The 16,178-nt window shown below is 48.0% G+C and carries 13 protein-coding genes; 10 read left to right on the top strand and 3 right to left on the bottom strand.

Features of this window, described 5'->3' with window-relative positions; translation table 11 throughout:
* Window positions 1-3 precede the first annotated feature (3 nt).
* Entirely contained in the window at window positions 4-2,280 is a 2,277-nt protein-coding gene (locus A596_RS15755) for a PAS domain S-box protein (RefSeq protein WP_039916476.1), read from the bottom strand.
* 109 nt (window positions 2,281-2,389) lie between these two features.
* Window positions 2,390-4,405, bottom strand: a complete 2,016-nt coding sequence (locus tag A596_RS15750; RefSeq protein ID WP_039916474.1) for an ATP-binding protein — start codon at window positions 4,403-4,405, stop codon at window positions 2,390-2,392.
* Window positions 4,406-4,432: 27 nt separating this feature from the next.
* On the opposite strand from A596_RS15750, the gene A596_RS15745 reads away from it, so the two are divergent.
* A complete protein-coding gene (locus A596_RS15745; RefSeq protein ID WP_039916473.1) occupies window positions 4,433-4,792 on the top strand; it encodes a 4a-hydroxytetrahydrobiopterin dehydratase in 360 nt (119 codons plus the stop codon).
* Window positions 4,793-4,813: 21 nt separating this feature from the next.
* Here A596_RS15745 and can read toward each other — a convergent pair whose 3' ends face one another.
* Complete coding sequence (gene can, locus A596_RS15740; protein ID WP_039916472.1) at window positions 4,814-5,443, bottom strand: carbonate dehydratase; 630 nt, start codon at window positions 5,441-5,443, stop codon at window positions 4,814-4,816.
* 172 nt (window positions 5,444-5,615) lie between these two features.
* Here can and sbcB point away from each other — a divergent pair, with 172 nt between their 5' ends.
* The 9 genes from sbcB to A596_RS15695 all read left to right on the top strand — a co-directional run bounded on the left by sbcB (window position 5,616) and on the right by A596_RS15695 (window position 16,178).
* Window positions 5,616-7,079 carry an exodeoxyribonuclease I gene (sbcB, locus tag A596_RS15735; RefSeq protein WP_039916471.1) on the top strand — a complete coding sequence of 488 codons (1,464 nt, stop codon included), beginning with the start codon at window positions 5,616-5,618 and terminating at the stop codon, window positions 7,077-7,079.
* Between the two features lie 143 nt (window positions 7,080-7,222).
* Complete coding sequence (locus A596_RS15730; protein ID WP_039916470.1) at window positions 7,223-9,118, top strand: methyl-accepting chemotaxis protein; 1,896 nt, start codon at window positions 7,223-7,225, stop codon at window positions 9,116-9,118.
* Window positions 9,119-9,348: 230 nt separating this feature from the next.
* Window positions 9,349-10,566 (top strand): argininosuccinate synthase, encoded by a 1,218-nt coding sequence (locus tag A596_RS15725; protein WP_039916469.1) that lies wholly within the window; start codon window positions 9,349-9,351, stop codon window positions 10,564-10,566.
* A 281-nt stretch (window positions 10,567-10,847) separates the two neighbouring features.
* A complete protein-coding gene (ccoN, locus tag A596_RS15720; RefSeq protein ID WP_039916468.1) occupies window positions 10,848-12,299 on the top strand; it encodes a cytochrome-c oxidase, cbb3-type subunit I in 1,452 nt (483 codons plus the stop codon).
* Window positions 12,300-12,309: 10 nt separating this feature from the next.
* Window positions 12,310-12,921 carry a cytochrome-c oxidase, cbb3-type subunit II gene (gene ccoO / locus A596_RS15715; protein ID WP_039916467.1) on the top strand — a complete coding sequence of 204 codons (612 nt, stop codon included), beginning with the start codon at window positions 12,310-12,312 and terminating at the stop codon, window positions 12,919-12,921.
* The gene (locus A596_RS15710) at window positions 12,921-13,121 is read left to right on the top strand and encodes a CcoQ/FixQ family Cbb3-type cytochrome c oxidase assembly chaperone (protein ID WP_039916465.1); all 201 of its coding nucleotides are present in this window, start codon (window positions 12,921-12,923) and stop codon (window positions 13,119-13,121) included. Before ccoO ends, A596_RS15710 begins: the two co-directional genes overlap by 1 nt.
* 24 nt (window positions 13,122-13,145) lie before the next feature.
* Window positions 13,146-14,060, top strand: coding sequence for a cytochrome-c oxidase, cbb3-type subunit III (gene ccoP / locus A596_RS15705; protein ID WP_200882939.1), 915 nt, complete (start codon window positions 13,146-13,148; stop codon window positions 14,058-14,060).
* 124 nt (window positions 14,061-14,184) lie between these two features.
* Window positions 14,185-15,594, top strand: coding sequence for a cytochrome c oxidase accessory protein CcoG (ccoG, locus tag A596_RS15700; RefSeq protein ID WP_039916464.1), 1,410 nt, complete (start codon window positions 14,185-14,187; stop codon window positions 15,592-15,594).
* Window positions 15,595-15,614: 20 nt separating this feature from the next.
* Complete coding sequence (locus A596_RS15695; RefSeq protein WP_235425758.1) at window positions 15,615-16,178, top strand: FixH family protein; 564 nt, start codon at window positions 15,615-15,617, stop codon at window positions 16,176-16,178.

The following is a 16,178-nucleotide window of genomic DNA, read 5'->3' as shown; positions in this document are numbered from 1 at the left end:
TTTTCAGCTTAGGAACTGGTTGATCGCGCGCGGAAAATCTATTTGAAAGTAGCAAAATTCTTCTTTGTTCTCGACATGGATTTTTCCATGCATTTTTTCGATGATTTCTTTTGCAATTGCAATTCCCACATCGCCTGGTTCAATGTAATCCTGTTTCTCATTTTCCGTTGCATTGCCAAAGTGCTCGCACAGGTTTTTACGTTGCTCATCCGTTAGCCCGCGATTATTAAAATGGATGCCGATATTAACCCGGCTGCGCTCTTCATTAAGGCGAATAACCAATTCTGTGTCAGGCGGTGAGTTTTTAAATGCGTATTGCAGCAGCTGCGTCATTGCCTGGTAAAAACGGGTGATATCGATATGAATAGTCAGGTCATCTGTGCTGGCAGTAATAGTCGCTCTATTTTGGTAAATATCTCCAAAGGTTTTGTTCCTCCGTACCACTTCTTCCAGGAGTGGCAGAATCGGTGTGGTTTCCAAACGGAAGTTGATATCGCCTTTGGATATATTTTGAATTTCGATCAAATCGTGCATCAGTTGCTGCAAGCGCAAACTATTGGTATGGGCAATATCCACCACATTTTTTATGGGCGTCGATAAATTATTTTGCTCTTTGTTTTTCAGGCGCAAAATAGCTTCGCTAATCAGATTCAGGGGGCCAAGAATTTCTTTGCTGGCACTGGTAATAAATTGGTTACGTAAGTTATCGGCACGCTTTTTTTCAGTGATATCACGGATAATGCCAATAAACACTGGCTCACCGTTTTGAAATACTCGCGACACCATGAGGTCCATGGGGAATTGATTGCCATTGCGACGCAACCCGATCACTTCGCGGCCTATTCCCAAAATATTTTTTTTGCCGGTGAGGAGATGGTTGCGAATATATTCGTCGTGCATGGATTTATAGGGATCAGGCATAAGCGCGCTGATACTTTTGCCAATAATTTGTCGGGCACGGTAACCAAAAATAGTTTCGGCAGCGTGATTGAAGGATTGGATAATACCGCGCTTATCGATGGTAATGATGCCATCAGCAATATCATTTAAAATAGTTTGGGTTTGTTGCGTGGTGGCCTCCAGGGCGGCGCGATCACGGGCATGGCGTTGTTCATGGTTCATTGTTTGCACAAATTGCGCAATGGTTTTCAGGATGGGTTCCAGTTTGGTGGCATCGTCGAGGTGATAACCACCAGGTGAATTGGCCAGGCCGAGAATCGCAATTTGTTCGCGCCCGCTAAAGATAGGAATACCAATAAAATTGTGAATTTTAGGATGGCCTTCCGGTAAGGTCCCGGCACGCATATCGCGCGCCAGGTTAATACTGATAACAGGCCGCTCCGATTGCATGATCATGCCAAATAAATTATCCAGGTTGCGATATTCACCATTTTCCGGCAGGTGGGTTATCCGAAAATTTTCCAGATCGCGATTATCTTTTTGCGTGCTGCCAAAAATCAGTGCGCGCATGTAGGGGGTGCCATTGGGGGCGTGCATAACCTGGCCGATGAATCCCTGCTCGCTATTGGTGGCAGGCAAGGTTTCCCATAACAGATTTTGTAGTGCGGATTTAATGTCGTTATCGCTAATAAAAATTGACTGGGCATTGTTAATAATTTTTTCCAGCTGCTGTTTATGGTTGAGTTCTGTGGTGAGTTTGAGCAAATGCTGGTTTTTCTGGATTTGCTCTTCCATATTGCGCCGTGTGCGGGTGCTGCTGGCAATCACAAAAAATATAAACAGGAATGTCATGCTCGACATGGCAATCGCTGTGGGACCTTCGTCCAAAAAAATAAACAGGCTGAGTGGTGTTATTGCCAGAATGACAAATCCCAATGATGAATATTTATCGGCAGTGAGGGATGTCATTGAACCGGCGGCGACACCGGCGAGTGAAAAAGCGAGTAGAGCCTGGTAAATCGCATTGTTATCGGCAAATAACAGTAGCGCTGTAGTACCCCAGGCTGCTCCGGTCAGCCAGACACCAACACGAAAACACCACAACCAGAAACGGGCTGAATAAAGTTGCCAGGTGTTTTGCCAGAAAATCCATAGGGTCAAGCGCGCGAGCAGGGTGCTGCCTAATAATAAATTCCATAGAATTATTTCTGCTTGCCCAATGACTTTCCAGTGGGACAAACTGAGAATCAAGGCGATCACAATGGATGAGAGCAAAGAGACTGGCAAGCTATGGTAAAGCGAATGGACTTGCTGTTGTGTGAGCGTCCACTCATCGGCAGGCTCCATCGGCACGTCATTATTCTGTGGCGACTCTGTCATGTATATCCCGACACTATGAGGGGTGGATGACATGGGCAACAATTGTGCCCTGCGAAGAAACAAAGAGAAACAAAACGGAAATAAAACTGCTTTGAGTATAGATCAGCTTTTAGCCTTTCCGGATATTCGGCGCAGGGAATTCCCCTTCCTCCACAACAACGCGCGGCAAGCTGAAATAAAAGCAACTGCCCTGGCCGGGGCTCGAATTGACGCCGATACTGCCGCCCATTCGTTCAATTAATTCCTTGCTAATTGCAAGGCCCAAACCTGTTCCGCCTTTTTGGCGGGTAGATGAGGAATCGATTTGGGAAAATTTTTTAAATAATTTGTGCTGTTGATCTTTGGCGATTCCTGTTCCCTGATCTTGTATTGTCACTTGTACCCGATCCGCTTCGAGCAATAACGAGATCAGGATTTCACTGTGGGGGGGTGAGAATTTTGCGGCGTTGGATAACAGGTTGGTGAGCACCTGCTGCAAGCGCAATGCATCAACATTTACCAACGGCGATGTGGAGGGTACTTGTAAACGATAACTGACTTGATATTGCTGCGCGTAATATTGATTACTTTCCAGCGCTTTTTCGATCAAAGGCAATAAAGGTTGTATGGTGGAATCGAATTCCATTTTGCCGGCAATCAATTTATCCATATCCAGCAAATCATTGATAAGTCGCGCCAGCTTTTCGCTGTTTTGCACGGCAATTTGTAGAATTTTTTCGGTGCCGCCATGGTGTTCCAGTTTTCCACTAGCCATTAATTTCAGCGACCCCATAATCGCGGTGAGAGGCGTGCGCAATTCATGGCTGACGATAGAAACGAATTCATTTTTTAATTGATCCAGCCGCGTGCGTTCACTGATATCGAGCATTTGTAACAACCAGTGTGTTTCTTCATTGCTGCGATAACAAATACCAAGGGTGATAAAGCTCGTTAACCATTGCCCGTCGGAACGGATTAAACGTGCCTCAAATTGCCGGCTGTGATCGGTGTGCGATACGTAATCATTGCGAATATCCTGCATGTGATTAAGCAGCTGCACCCGGGCTTCCGGAGTAAATAGATCAATTAAGCGGGCCTGGTGGATATCCGCTGCGGTGTAACCCAGCATCAAACAGAAGCTGGTATTTATTTCAATCCAGTGACCCTCATCATCAAGCAGTGCGAGGCCTTGTGGCGATGTGGTAAACATGCGCGCAAACCGCTCCTGGTGTTCGCGCAGGGCGAGCAGGGTTTGAGCGTGTGCTTTGATGGAGCGCAAAAAGCGAGCGAGTAAAATGGTGGTGAGCAAAGCGACCAGCCAGCCACCAATTCGTAAACTGATTAACGTTGAATTCATGGGGAGGGGTGCTACTGCACCGGTAATCTCCCAGCGATGTCCCGGTACTTCCATAATTTGCCGCGTTTGTATCGCGCCCATAACGGCATTGCTGGCTAACACAATTTTGCCGGAATCCGGATCGCTAATATTGAGCACTAAGCTATGCTCATCCGCGTAGGTAAATAATCGTTTGAATAAAGTATCGGCATTGATAACAACACTGATAATTCCCCAGTAGTGATCATTCTCTAAAAATACTGGCGAGCGATAAATAAGCCCGTTACCCCCTTGCTCCAGGGCGAGCGGGCCAACCAGGTTGGCCCTGCGTGTTTGAATTACTTTTTCAATGTCCGGCCATTGCTTGGGATTGTCTGGATAATAAAGCCCCACGGCCTTCTCATTGCCTGTAAGCGGGAACATATAGGCGATACGATTGTCCGGTGCTATACCGATATTGCGAATATGGCGGCCGCGCGCTTGCAAATTGGTAAGCCAGGGGGCAATTTCTTCCGCACGCAGATTGCCGGATTTGGATTCCACATAAGCTTGCAAACCGTTGACTAAATAAATGGACGCGTTAAGTTCCTGCTCCAGCAAACGGCTGAGGTCGGCAATATCTTTACCTAATTGTTGCAATTGCTGGTTGCGCAACTGGTTATGGTTGCCCTTGATCGCCAACTCGAGGGCGCTCACCATAAAAATGAATAACACTATCGGCAAGGCAAGGCTGGCGAGTTTGAGCCAACGCGTGCGTTGGCTTATGTCGCCTGACACTGTGCCAGCTTGATCTTGCCTGATGGATCTCATTACAACTCCTGAAGGAGTAAAGAAATTATGTTAAGTGAAAAAAACTGTAGCGCATGTCGGAGCGATTCGCCGCTATTGAGCCAACAAGAGTTGGAGCTCGCCCTGAATGAATTGCCTGGCTGGACGATAGAAGTAGTGGCTGGTGTCAATCAATTAGCACAAACTTTTCAATTCAAAAACTTTGTGCAGGCAATGGCGTTTACCCAGGCGGTAGGTGCGCTAGCGGAGGAATACGGACATCACCCGGCGCTGTTAACAGAGTGGGGGAAAGTCAAAGTGAGTTGGTGGACGCACAAGATAAAAGGATTGCACGAAAATGACACAATCATGGCCGCAAAAACCGGGCAACTTTTTAATGCCCGGTTTGCGGCAGATTTGAAGCGTTAGCCAAAGGGATTAATAAAATAATTAATACAGGCGATATTGCTCGGGGATTTGTTCAATAGAGTCGATTGGCGGTGTCAGTTTGTGCAGGATGCCGTCATGAATATCGTAGATCCAGCCGTGGATGGTTAATTCCTGTCCGCGTGACCAGGCATTTTGCACGATGTTGCTGCGTGAAATATTGTCTACTTGCTGGATTACATTGAGTTCGCACAGACGGTTAACTCGCTCATCCATATCCGTCAACTGATCGACAACCTCTTTATTGTTGTAATACACATCGCGAATATTCCGTAGCCAATAATCAATTAAACCCAGTTTGCGATTTTCCAGTGCTGCCCTTACACCACCGCAACCGTAGTGACCGGTGATCATCACGTGTTTTACTTTCAAAAATTCTACGGCGTAATTTAATACCGTCATACAATTCAGATCGGTATGGATTACTACGTTTGCCACATTGCGGTGCACAAAAATCTCGCCCGGTGCCAGGTTGAGAATCTGGTTGGCGGGTACACGGCTGTCGGAGCAGCCGATCCATAAATATTCCGGGGCTTGTTGTTTGGCCAGGGTGGAAAAAAATTCGGGGTCTTCCCGTTTAATATCTTCAGCCCATTTAACGTTGGCGGCAAACAGGCTCTCTAAATCGCTCATGGCAGGCTCCAATCTCTCTTGTAACGAATGTTGTTGGGGTCGCTTGTTGTGTTGGCTTCAGGTTTAGCTGGATTTGGGTCGGCAGTATAGGGGAAAGCGGCCCATGGGTGTTACATTGCAGCTTTTGTTCCAGCAGTAATAGCGAATTATTTTCTAGTGGTGGATATAACGAATGATCAAGGGCGAGCAGCAAAGCACATTGTATTGGCACGATTACGAAACCTGGGGCGAAGTGCCGGCGATAGACCGTCCGTCACAATTTGCCGGAGTGCGCACGGACGAAGACCTGAATATTATCGGCGAGCCATTAATGATTTATTGCAAACCCGCGCCTGATATATTGCCCAAGCCGGAAGCCTGTTTAATCACCGGTTTACTGCCTGAGGTTGCCGAAGAAAAAGGGCTGCCGGAATACCAGTTTATTGCACGTATCCACGCGGAATTATCCCGCCCCGGCACCTGTGGCGTCGGGTTTAATTCCATTCGGTTTGACGATGAAGTAACCCGCTATACGCTCTACCGGAATTTTTATGATCCCTATGAGCGCGAGTGGCGCAATGGCAATTCGCGCTGGGACATTATTGATATGGTGCGCATGACGCGCGCGCTGCGCCCTGACGGCATTGAATGGCCCAATTACGAGGATGGTCGCCCCTGTTTCAAATTGGAAATGCTGACTAACGCCAATAACTTGATTCACGAAGCGGCGCACGATGCGCTCTCGGATGTTTACGCTACTATCGCTGTGGCCAAACTGATCAAAACCCGCCAGCCCAAACTGTATGATTACGCCTATAAATTGCGCGATAAACGCTTTGTTGCAAGCATGATTGATATCGATAGCCACAAACCGCTGCTGCATATTTCATCGCGTTTTCCATCCGAAAATGGCAATGCCGCGCTGGTGTTGCCGCTCGCGATGCATCCCACCAATAAAAATTCGGTGATTGCATTTAATTTAGCGACTGATCCAACAGCGTTGTTATCGTTGCCTGTTGAAGAATTGCGAGTAAGTTTATATACGCGCACGGAAGATTTACCCGAAGGTGTCGAACGTTTGTCGTTAAAGGAAATTCATTTCAATAAAACGCCGATGCTGTTGCCGGCAAACATGCTGGATGATGCAACTGCACAACGGTTGCAGATCGATAAATCGCTGTGTGAACAACATTGGAATCGGCTGCGCAATTTGACCTTGATTGAGCAACAACAATTGCAACAAACTTTGTTCCAGTTGTATGGCGACAATAATTTTGCCGAAAAAACCGATCCCGAGCAGATGCTTTACAGTGGTTTTTTTGATGATCAGGATAAGCGTTTAATAAACCTTGTGCGGCAAGCAGATGCTGAAACCCTGGCCAATGGCTCGTTTGAATTTCGCGATGCCCGATTGGGAGAAATCCTGTTCCGCTATCGCGCGCGTAATTTCCCCTCCAGCCTTAATCCTGACGAGCAAGCGCGTTGGAAAGCATTTTGCCAATGGCGCCTTACTAATAAAGAGGCCCAATCCAGCCTCACCCTTGCAGAGTTTTATGCGCGACTGGCGCACCTTGCGGGCGATGCTAACCTTAGTGAACAACAACAATTATTGCTCAAGAAACTTCAGGCTTATGCCGATGGGTTACAAGTGCAATAGCAGCATTGCAATAACAAAATAAATAGATAAGTCAATAACAACAATATTCCATGGATGGTCCATCAACCCGGCGGGACAAAAACACAGAGCACCATAACGATAACTCGCCGGTACAGGTCAACCACTACTCTGGAGTCCAGTCAATGGCAGCTCGTTGGTCACTACGCAAAAAAATCAGTGCGTCGGTTGCGGTTTCGCTTTTATTAGTCGGCTGCGCTGTTTCGTATCTTTCTTACTCCTCGGCCATGACGGCGATGGAAGTCAATATTAATCGCCAGATTGCCGGTATTTCCGCCACATTTAGCAAATATGTGAGCGATTGGTTTGCACTCAAAGGCAAAGCGCTGGAAGGTTTTCCTGCCAGTGCAACCGACGAAAATTACAACGCGCATTTAACCCAGGTAAAAATTTCAGCGGATGTCGATAACAGTTTCCTCGCATTTGCCGATGGCAAACTCTATAACGCCAATAACCTGGTAATGGCAGCGGGGAATGACGATCCGCGTGTGTGGGGCTGGTATATCGCTGCGAATAAAAATCCGCGTGAAACCTATATTGATAATCCATCAGTCGCCTCGGCGACCGGTAAAAATGTTGTGTCACTGGGGCGCGCTGTGTTGGATGGCGATGGCAACATCAAAGCTATTTTGGGTGTGGATGTGGTGATCGATGATATTGTCCAGCAACTGCGCGATATCGATTTGCCCGGTAACGGTTATATGTTTATTGCACGCGGAGGAAAAGTATTTGCGCATGCGGATAAAAACCTATTGAGTAAATCGCTAACCGATATTTCGGCCGATCTCACTCCCGCCAAACTTGAGCAAGTAATACGTACGCAAGATGATCTGCATTTAATCCAGATTGATGGAAAATCCATACAGGTTTTTGCATCCGCAATTCCCAAAACGGATTTAACCCTGGTGATGTTATCCGAGCGCGATTTATTGGTGGGGCCTGTGCAATCCACGTTGCTCGGTCAACTTGCGGCAATTCTGGTGTTATTGGTTGCTACAATTCTCGCGCTCAATTGGCTTAACGGCGTGTTGTTGCAACCGTTACACAATGTGTCTGAATCGCTCTCGCAAATTGCATCCGGTGGCGGGGATTTATCCCGACGATTATCGGTAACGTCCAATGATGAAGTGGGATTACTGGCGGAGAATTTTAATTCGTTTGTCGACCATATGAACGATCTGGTTCGCCATATCCGGACACAAGCCAACGACCTGCAGGATAACGCCCGCGCTATGGCAGATTCGGCGGTGAAATCGGTACGCGAACTGGAAGTGCAGCAACAACAAATCGGTATGGTTGCGCAAGCGATGAACGAAATGACCAATGCCACCCGGGAAATTGCCCATCATGCAGAACATACCGCAGATTCGGTGCGCGAATCAGTGAGCAGCGCTGAAGAGGGTAAACACCAGGTGGATAAAACCCGCGATTCCATCGTGATACTGGCAGAAAAAGTGGATCAAGCCGGATCAGTCATCTCTACCCTGAATGCCAATGCGCAGAATATCAGCGGGATTCTGTCTACCATCAAAGGCATCGCCGAACAAACTAACTTGCTCGCACTCAACGCTGCCATTGAGGCCGCGCGGGCTGGTGAGCAAGGCAGGGGATTTGCAGTGGTAGCGGATGAAGTGCGGGTACTTTCCCAGCGTACACACGCCAGTACAGAAGAAATCCAGGCGATGATTGCTGCTTTGCAATCGACGGCGCAACACGCAGTGTCGATTATGGAAGAGGGAAGTCATCTGGCGGGCGGCAGTGTGCAGAATGCGGATAATGCATCACAATCGCTGGCTAAAATTAATACATCAGTGGGAGCGATCAGCGGCATGGCTGTGCAGATTGCGACGGCTGCGGAAGAGCAAAGCCATGTGGTGAAGGAAGTATTGCGCAATATTACCGCGATCCAGCGTGTCGCCAATGAAGCGGCGACGGATGCCAACCAGGGTGAAACGCGCGCGAAAAGCCTGCAGGATCTGGCACTCGGGCTGAATGACAAGGTATCCAGTTTCCGTCTCTAAATAGCGTTTCATTTGCGCCGTTAAAAAAAGCAGCCTCCATGGCTGCTTTTTTATGGATGCAGGTTGATAGCTATTTGCGTTTGCGTCGGGATAGTGGATTTAGCTGCAATAAAAGCGTGCATTTAACTGCAAGAAGTGTGGGAATTTCACTGGCGGGCGAGTACAATTCCGCGCCCGAATAAGCACCTGCCCCAAGTGGATCGTTAACGAATTTTAGTGGGAGCCCCCCTATGTCTTCTATCAAGAAAGTGGTTCTGGCCTATTCCGGCGGCCTGGATACCTCTGTGATCGTCAAATGGCTGCAAGAAAACTACAACTGTGAAGTGATCACCTTTACCGCTGACATAGGTCAGGGCGAAGAGGTAGAACCAGCGCGCGCCAAAGCCCAGGCATTGGGCGTGAAGCAAATTTATATTGATGACCTGCGCGAGGAATTCGTCCGCGATTTCGTATTCCCGATGTTCCGCGCGAACACCATTTATGAAGGCGAATACCTGTTGGGTACGTCAATTGCCCGTCCACTGATCGCCAAGCGTTTGATTGAAATCGCCAACGAAGTCGGTGCAGACGCAATTTCCCACGGTGCAACGGGTAAAGGTAATGACCAGGTGCGATTCGAGCTGGGTGCTTATGCATTGAAACCCGGTATCAAAGTAATCGCTCCATGGCGCGAGTGGGACCTGACTTCCCGCGAAACCCTGATGGAATACTGCGAGAAGCACAATATTCCGGTTGATTACACCAAGAAGAAAAAATCCCCTTACTCAATGGATGCCAACCTGTTGCACATTTCTTACGAAGGCAAGGTTCTGGAAAATCCATGGGCTGAAGCAGAAGAAGATATGTGGCGCTGGACTGTTGCCCCTGAAGCCGCTCCGGATAAAGCCACTTACCTTGAATTGACCTACGAGAAAGGCGACATCGTTGCTATCGATGGCAAGCCAATGTCACCCGCTACCGTGCTGGCTTACTTAAACAAAGTGGGTGGCGAGAACGGTGTTGGCCGTCTGGATATCGTAGAAAACCGCTACGTAGGTATGAAGTCACGTGGCTGCTACGAAACTCCTGGCGGCACCATCATGATGCGTGCACACCGCGCGATAGAATCTATTACCCTGGATCGCGAAGTTGCCCACTTGAAAGATAGCCTGATCCCCAAATATGCAGACATGATTTACAACGGTTACTGGTGGAGTCCCGAGCGTCTGATGATGCAGGCAATGATCGACCAGTCACAGGTTCATGTTAATGGTGATGTCCGCGTGAAGCTTTATAAAGGTTCGGTACAAGTTGTTGGCCGTCGTTCAGCAGACAGCCTGTTCGACGAAAAAATCGCGACTTTTGAAGATGATGCAGGCGCATACAACCAGAAGGATGCGGAAGGTTTCATCAAGCTGAATGCCTTGCGTATGCGTATTGCTGCCAATAAAGGACGCACCCTTAAATAGGACAGGCATGCCCTTAAGTAAAAACAACAAATGCCGAAATACCGGTTTGTACAGAAAATATCCAATAATGGACTATTCTACAAACCGGTTACACGTGCATAAATAATTTGATAAATATCAATCCTCATACCGGTTAAGTGAGACAAAATGCCACGCTTAGGGCAAAATGCCGCACCGAAAGTAGGGGTATAGGCTTGATGATTGCCGTTAGTTCTGAGAGACAAGTTTGGTGCTGTCAGAGACAAAAAGTTTTTATTTCTCTTAAGTTATAGGAAAGTCCTATGGGTAGTCATGCAACAGTTGCTGGGGATCCACCAGCATACGACTTCGATATAGTGCGCAAATTCTCGATTATGACCATTGTGTGGGGCATATTCGGTATGGGAGTGGGCGTATTTATTGCGGCGGAATTGGTGTGGCCTGGTCTGAACGACCTGCTGCAACCGTATACCGGGTTTGGCCGTTTGCGCCCATTGCACACTAACGCGGTAATCTTTGCGTTTGGTGGTTGTGCGCTCTTTGCTACTTCTTATTATGTAGTCCAACGTACTTGCCAGACGACATTATTTGGTGGATGGCTGGTTCCCTTTACCTTCTGGGGCTGGCAAGCGGTTATTGTTCTTGCAGCAATTACACTGCCTCAGGGTATGACTTCTGCAAAAGAATACGCTGAGCTTGAGTGGCCAATTGATATTCTGCTGGCAGTGGTGTGGATCTCCTACGCGATTGTGTTTTTTGGCACTATCGTCAAGCGCAGAACCTCGCACATCTATGTTGCCAACTGGTTCTACGGTGGTTTTATCGTAACTGTTGCTGTACTCCATATCGTTAACAGCGCCGCTATCCCTGTTACCCTGACCAAATCCTATTCTGCTTATGCCGGTGCTGCCGATGCGATGGTGCAGTGGTGGTATGGTCATAACGCAGTAGGTTTCTTCCTGACTGCGGGCTTCCTGGGCATGATGTACTACTTCGTACCCAAGCAAGCGGGCCGTCCTGTTTACTCTTATCAATTGTCTATCGTTCACTTCTGGGCGTTGATTTCCCTGTACATCTGGGCTGGCTCACACCACCTGCATTACTCTGCATTGCCTGATTGGACCCAATCACTAGGTATGGTGATGTCGCTGATCCTGTTGGCTCCCAGTTGGGGCGGTATGATCAACGGCATCATGACCCTGTCTGGCGCATGGCACAAACTGCGTACTGACCCAACCCTGCGTTTCCTTGTGGTAGCCCTGTCGTTCTACGGTATGTCTACTTTCGAGGGCCCGATGATGGCAATCAAAAACGTAAACGCCTTATCCCACAACACTGACTGGACTGTAGGCCACGTTCACTCCGGTGCTTTGGGCTGGGTTGCGATGATTTCTATCGGTGCTGTTTATCACATGATCCCGAAACTGTTTAACCGCGAAGAAATGTTCAGTGTCAAGTTAATCAACGCCCACTTCTGGTTGGCGACGGTTGGTACCGTACTGTACGTAGTGGCGATGTGGATCAACGGTATTGGCCAGGGTTTGATGTGGCGTGCATTCAACCCGGACGGTTCTTTGACTTACAGCTTCATTGAAACTGTAGTGTTCAGCAAGGGCGGTTACCTGATGCGCTTTATCGGCGGAGCCTTCTTCTTGAGCGGTATGCTGATCATGGCGTACAACACTTATCGCACCGTTAAGGCAGCCAACGAAGCTGCTGCTACTAACCAGCCTGTCCAGGCGCCAGCTGTGTAAGGGGAAAGCCGTGAAAGGTCATGAAATAGTAGAAAAAAATATCGGCCTGATGACTGTGTTTATGGTTATCGCCATTAGCTTCGGGGGTTTGGTAGAGATTGTTCCGCAGTTTTTCCTCAAGCAAACCACAACACCAATAGAAGGCTTGAAGCCTCTGACCGCATTGCAACTGGAAGGTCGCGATGTGTATATCCGTGAAGGCTGCCACGTATGCCACACCCAAATGGTGCGCCCGTTACGTGCAGAAGTTGAGCGTTATGGCCATTACTCGGTTGCCGGTGAATCTGTTTATGAGCACCCGTTCCTGTGGGGCTCCAAACGTACCGGCCCGGACTTGGCCCGTGTAGGTGGTCGCTATTCGGATGATTGGCACAAAGTGCACTTGTTCAACCCGCGTATTGTTGTACCTGAGTCCATCATGCCTGCCTATCCCTGGTTGTATGACAACAAACTCGATGGCAAACACACTGCAGCTAAAATGCGTGCGTTATCCAAAGTGGGTGTTCCTTACACTGAAGAAGATATGGCTGGTGCAGAGCGTGCAGTAAAAGGCACGACTGAAATGGATGCATTGGTAGCCTATCTGCAAAACCTCGGCGTATTACTGAAAGAGAAACGCTAATGGACGCAGGTACAGTCGGTGCAATTTCAACGGTATTGGTAACTATTGCCTTCTTCGGAGTGTGCTTCTGGGCATTCTCGCCCAAACTGAAAAAGCGCTTTGAAGAAGATGCAAAGTTGCCATTTGCCGATGATGAAGAGCAGAAACCGACCGCAACCCAGGCGAAAAACAATCAGACAGATGACGATGGTCGCAAGTAATCATCGATTAGGGCGGATTTAACTATGAGTACTTTTTGGAGTTTTTGGATCATTATCCTGACTACCACCAATCTGGTGCTGTTGTTCTGGATTCTTATGGCCAACCGCAGAAGAGCGGTGCATGGCGAAGAAAGCACGGAAGCAAAAACCACTGGTCACGAATACGACGGTATTGAGGAGTACGATAACCCTCTGCCGCGCTGGTGGTTCTACATGTTCTTGTTGACGTTTATATTTTCTATTGGCTACCTGATTATTTATCCAGGCTATGGCGCCTACGAAGGTTTGAAGTTCAAAGACGCTCCGGCGTGGACCTCTGTGGGTGAATTGCGTGGCGATCAGGCAAAAGCGGAAAAAGTATACGCCGAAACCTACGGTGTCTATTCCAAAATGCCAATTGAAGAAGTGGCTAAAAACCCGGATGCGCTGAAAATGGGTTTCCGTTTGTTTGCTAATAACTGTGCGGTTTGCCATGGTGCAGACGGTGGTGGTAACCCCGGCTTCCCGAACTTAACCGACAAAGATTGGCTCTATGGTGGTACTACCGAAAAAATTCTGGAAACCATTACCCACGGTCGTAAAGCGGCTATGCCGGCCTGGTTGCAAGTCATCGGTGAAGAAGGTGTCGTAAACGTTACCGAATATGTACTGCAAATTTCTGGCAATGAGCACGATGCTGCTAAAGCAGAAGCGGGCGCCAAAGTATTTGCTGCCAACTGTGTTGCTTGTCACGGAGCTGACGGTAAAGGTAATCAGTTGGTTGGTGCCCCTAACCTGACCGATAAAATCTGGTTGTACGGTGGCAAGGCTGCCACTATTCGTCAAACCGTGCGCGATGGCCGTAACGGTGTGATGCCCGCACAACAGGAACTGTTGAAGGAAGATCGCATCCATTTACTGGCTGCTTACGTGTATAGCCTGTCATTGGAATCTAATTGATTTTTCGTGCAAGGAAGGCAGGCTAAAAGCCTGCCTTTTTTTTCGCGTCCAATTAGCTTTTTTGACTATTTTTAAACCAAAAAAGGTTGGATAGTCAAAAGAGCTGGAGCAACGAGGTAACGCTGTGACCCAACAACCTCCATCAGAACAAAAACCGGCATCTCAAGATACTGGTATTCGTTATGTAAACCTCTACGAAGCTGACGACAAAATCTACACTCGTCGCATCACCGGTTTTTATCAGCGCTTGCGTCGCTATACCGGCTTGCCGTTAATGCTTGGTTTCCTGTTATTGCCGTGGTTGGTTATTGATGATCGCCCGGCGGTATTATTCGATTTGCCCGCGCGCAAGTTCCATGTCCTCTGGTTAACCTTCTGGCCGCAAGATGCCATGTATCTCGCATGGTTATTGGTCATCGCAGCATTTTTATTATTTACCGTCACGGTCCTGGTTGGGCGAGTCTGGTGCGGTTTTACTTGTCCGCAAACCGTATGGACCCAAATGTTTATTTGGGCGGAGCATGTGTGTGAAGGAGACCGCAACAAGCGTATCAAGCTGGATGCACAGCCCTGGAATTTTGAAAAAATCTGGCGTAAATCGGCCAAGCAATTTATCTGGATTGCCATTAGCCTGGTCACGTCAATGACCTTCGTTGGCTATTTCATGCCAGTGCGTGAATTGGTTGGTGGTTTTTTTACGTTCAGCCTGGATCTCGTGCCGTTGTTCTGGGTGTTTCTCTTTGTAGGTGCAACCTACATGAACGCCGGTTTTATGCGTGAGCAATTTTGTAAGTACATTTGCCCTTATGCGCGCTTCCAGGCAGTGATGTATGACAAGGACACGCTGACTGTTTCCTATAACAACCTGCGTGGTGAAAAGCGCGGTCCACGTAAACCTGGCGAGGATTACCAAGCCAAAGGCATGGGCGATTGCATCGATTGTTCCTGGTGCGTCCAGGTATGCCCGGTGGATATTGATATCCGCGATGGCTTGCAAGCAGAATGTATCGATTGCGGATTATGCGTCGATGCCTGCAATACCGTCATGGATAAAATGGGGTACCCGCGCGGTCTGATCAGTTTCACTACTGAAGACGCAATCCGCACTGGCCATACCCAGGTGTTTCGTCCGCGTTTGATTGGTTATGGCTTGATGCTCGGTATTATGATCTCGCTGTTTGTCTATTCGATTGCGACGCGCGTGCCGGTTGGCCTTGAAGCGCAACGTGATCGCGGTGTGCGTATGTATCGTGAAGTGGAAGATAACATCCAGAATGTGTACACATTGAAAATCAGCAATATGGATCGCGGCACCCACACTTACGATCTGGAAGTGGAAGGCGATTATCCTTTTACAATCCAGGGCTACAAAGTTATTCCGGCGGAAGAGGGCGAGGTGTTGACGGTGCCGGTGCGCGTTTCAGTAAAATCTTCTGAATTGACAACGACCAAAACTGAAATTCATTTCAGGGTTCGTGCGCGTGAAAATCCTGAAATCACTGCAACCAATACCACTACCTTTATTGGCCCATGATTGAGGAAAATGTTGTGCAAATGAGAGAAGCAACTATGGTCGATCCAAATGATGAAAGTGTAAAACCCTGGTATCGCCAGTTCTGGTTCTGGTTTGTATTCAGCCCATTAATTTATATTGTCATCATGTGCTCTGTTACGGTGACCATCGCGCTCAAAGGTGCAGATGATGTGATCATCGACAATTACTACAAAGAAGGACGCATGATTAACCAGGCACTGGATCAGGATAAGCGTGCAAGTGAGTTGGGGTTAAGTGGTGATTTACGTTTTGACCTAACCACCGGCGACGTGATTTTGAAAATCGCGAATGCCCCGGTCGATGAAACATTAATGCCTTCCGAGTTATTGTTGATGATGGGGCATCCTGTCAAAGCCGCAAAAGACCAAATGATAAAACTTAAAAATATTTCACCCGGTTACTACCGTGGCGAATTATTGGAGAAGCCTGAATACTCCTGGTATTTAACGCTTTATCCAATTAATGATATTGCCAATCGCAATGCCGCGCCCTGGACCTTGAGTGGCGATGTGAATTTCCAACTGGGCGATACCACACAGTTGACTCCGCGCGTTAAAAATTAA

It is taken from the genome of Cellvibrio mixtus subsp. mixtus J3-8, assembly GCF_000766945.1.
GTDB classification, from domain to species: Bacteria; Pseudomonadota; Gammaproteobacteria; order Pseudomonadales; family Cellvibrionaceae; genus Cellvibrio; species Cellvibrio mixtus_A.
The sequence above is the reverse complement of the archived record's forward strand: the minus strand, read 5'-3'. Positions and strand labels throughout refer to the sequence as shown.

Excerpts from the sequence above, each read along its gene's own strand:
- A596_RS15755 (WP_039916476.1), bottom strand. The coding sequence starts at position 2,280 with ATGACAGAGTCGCCACAGAATAATGACGTGCCGATGGAGCCTGCCGAT.
- A596_RS15750 (WP_039916474.1), bottom strand. The coding sequence starts at position 4,405 with ATGAGATCCATCAGGCAAGATCAAGCTGGCACAGTGTCAGGCGACATA.
- A596_RS15745 (WP_039916473.1), top strand. The coding sequence starts at position 4,433 with ATGTTAAGTGAAAAAAACTGTAGCGCATGTCGGAGCGATTCGCCGCTA.
- can (WP_039916472.1), bottom strand. The coding sequence starts at position 5,443 with ATGAGCGATTTAGAGAGCCTGTTTGCCGCCAACGTTAAATGGGCTGAA.
- sbcB (WP_039916471.1), top strand. The coding sequence starts at position 5,616 with ATGATCAAGGGCGAGCAGCAAAGCACATTGTATTGGCACGATTACGAA.
- A596_RS15730 (WP_039916470.1), top strand. The coding sequence starts at position 7,223 with ATGGCAGCTCGTTGGTCACTACGCAAAAAAATCAGTGCGTCGGTTGCG.
- A596_RS15725 (WP_039916469.1), top strand. The coding sequence starts at position 9,349 with ATGTCTTCTATCAAGAAAGTGGTTCTGGCCTATTCCGGCGGCCTGGAT.
- ccoN (WP_039916468.1), top strand. The coding sequence starts at position 10,848 with ATGGGTAGTCATGCAACAGTTGCTGGGGATCCACCAGCATACGACTTC.
- A596_RS15710 (WP_039916465.1), top strand. The coding sequence starts at position 12,921 with ATGGACGCAGGTACAGTCGGTGCAATTTCAACGGTATTGGTAACTATT.
- ccoP (WP_200882939.1), top strand. The coding sequence starts at position 13,146 with ATGAGTACTTTTTGGAGTTTTTGGATCATTATCCTGACTACCACCAAT.
- A596_RS15695 (WP_235425758.1), top strand. The coding sequence starts at position 15,615 with ATGAGAGAAGCAACTATGGTCGATCCAAATGATGAAAGTGTAAAACCC.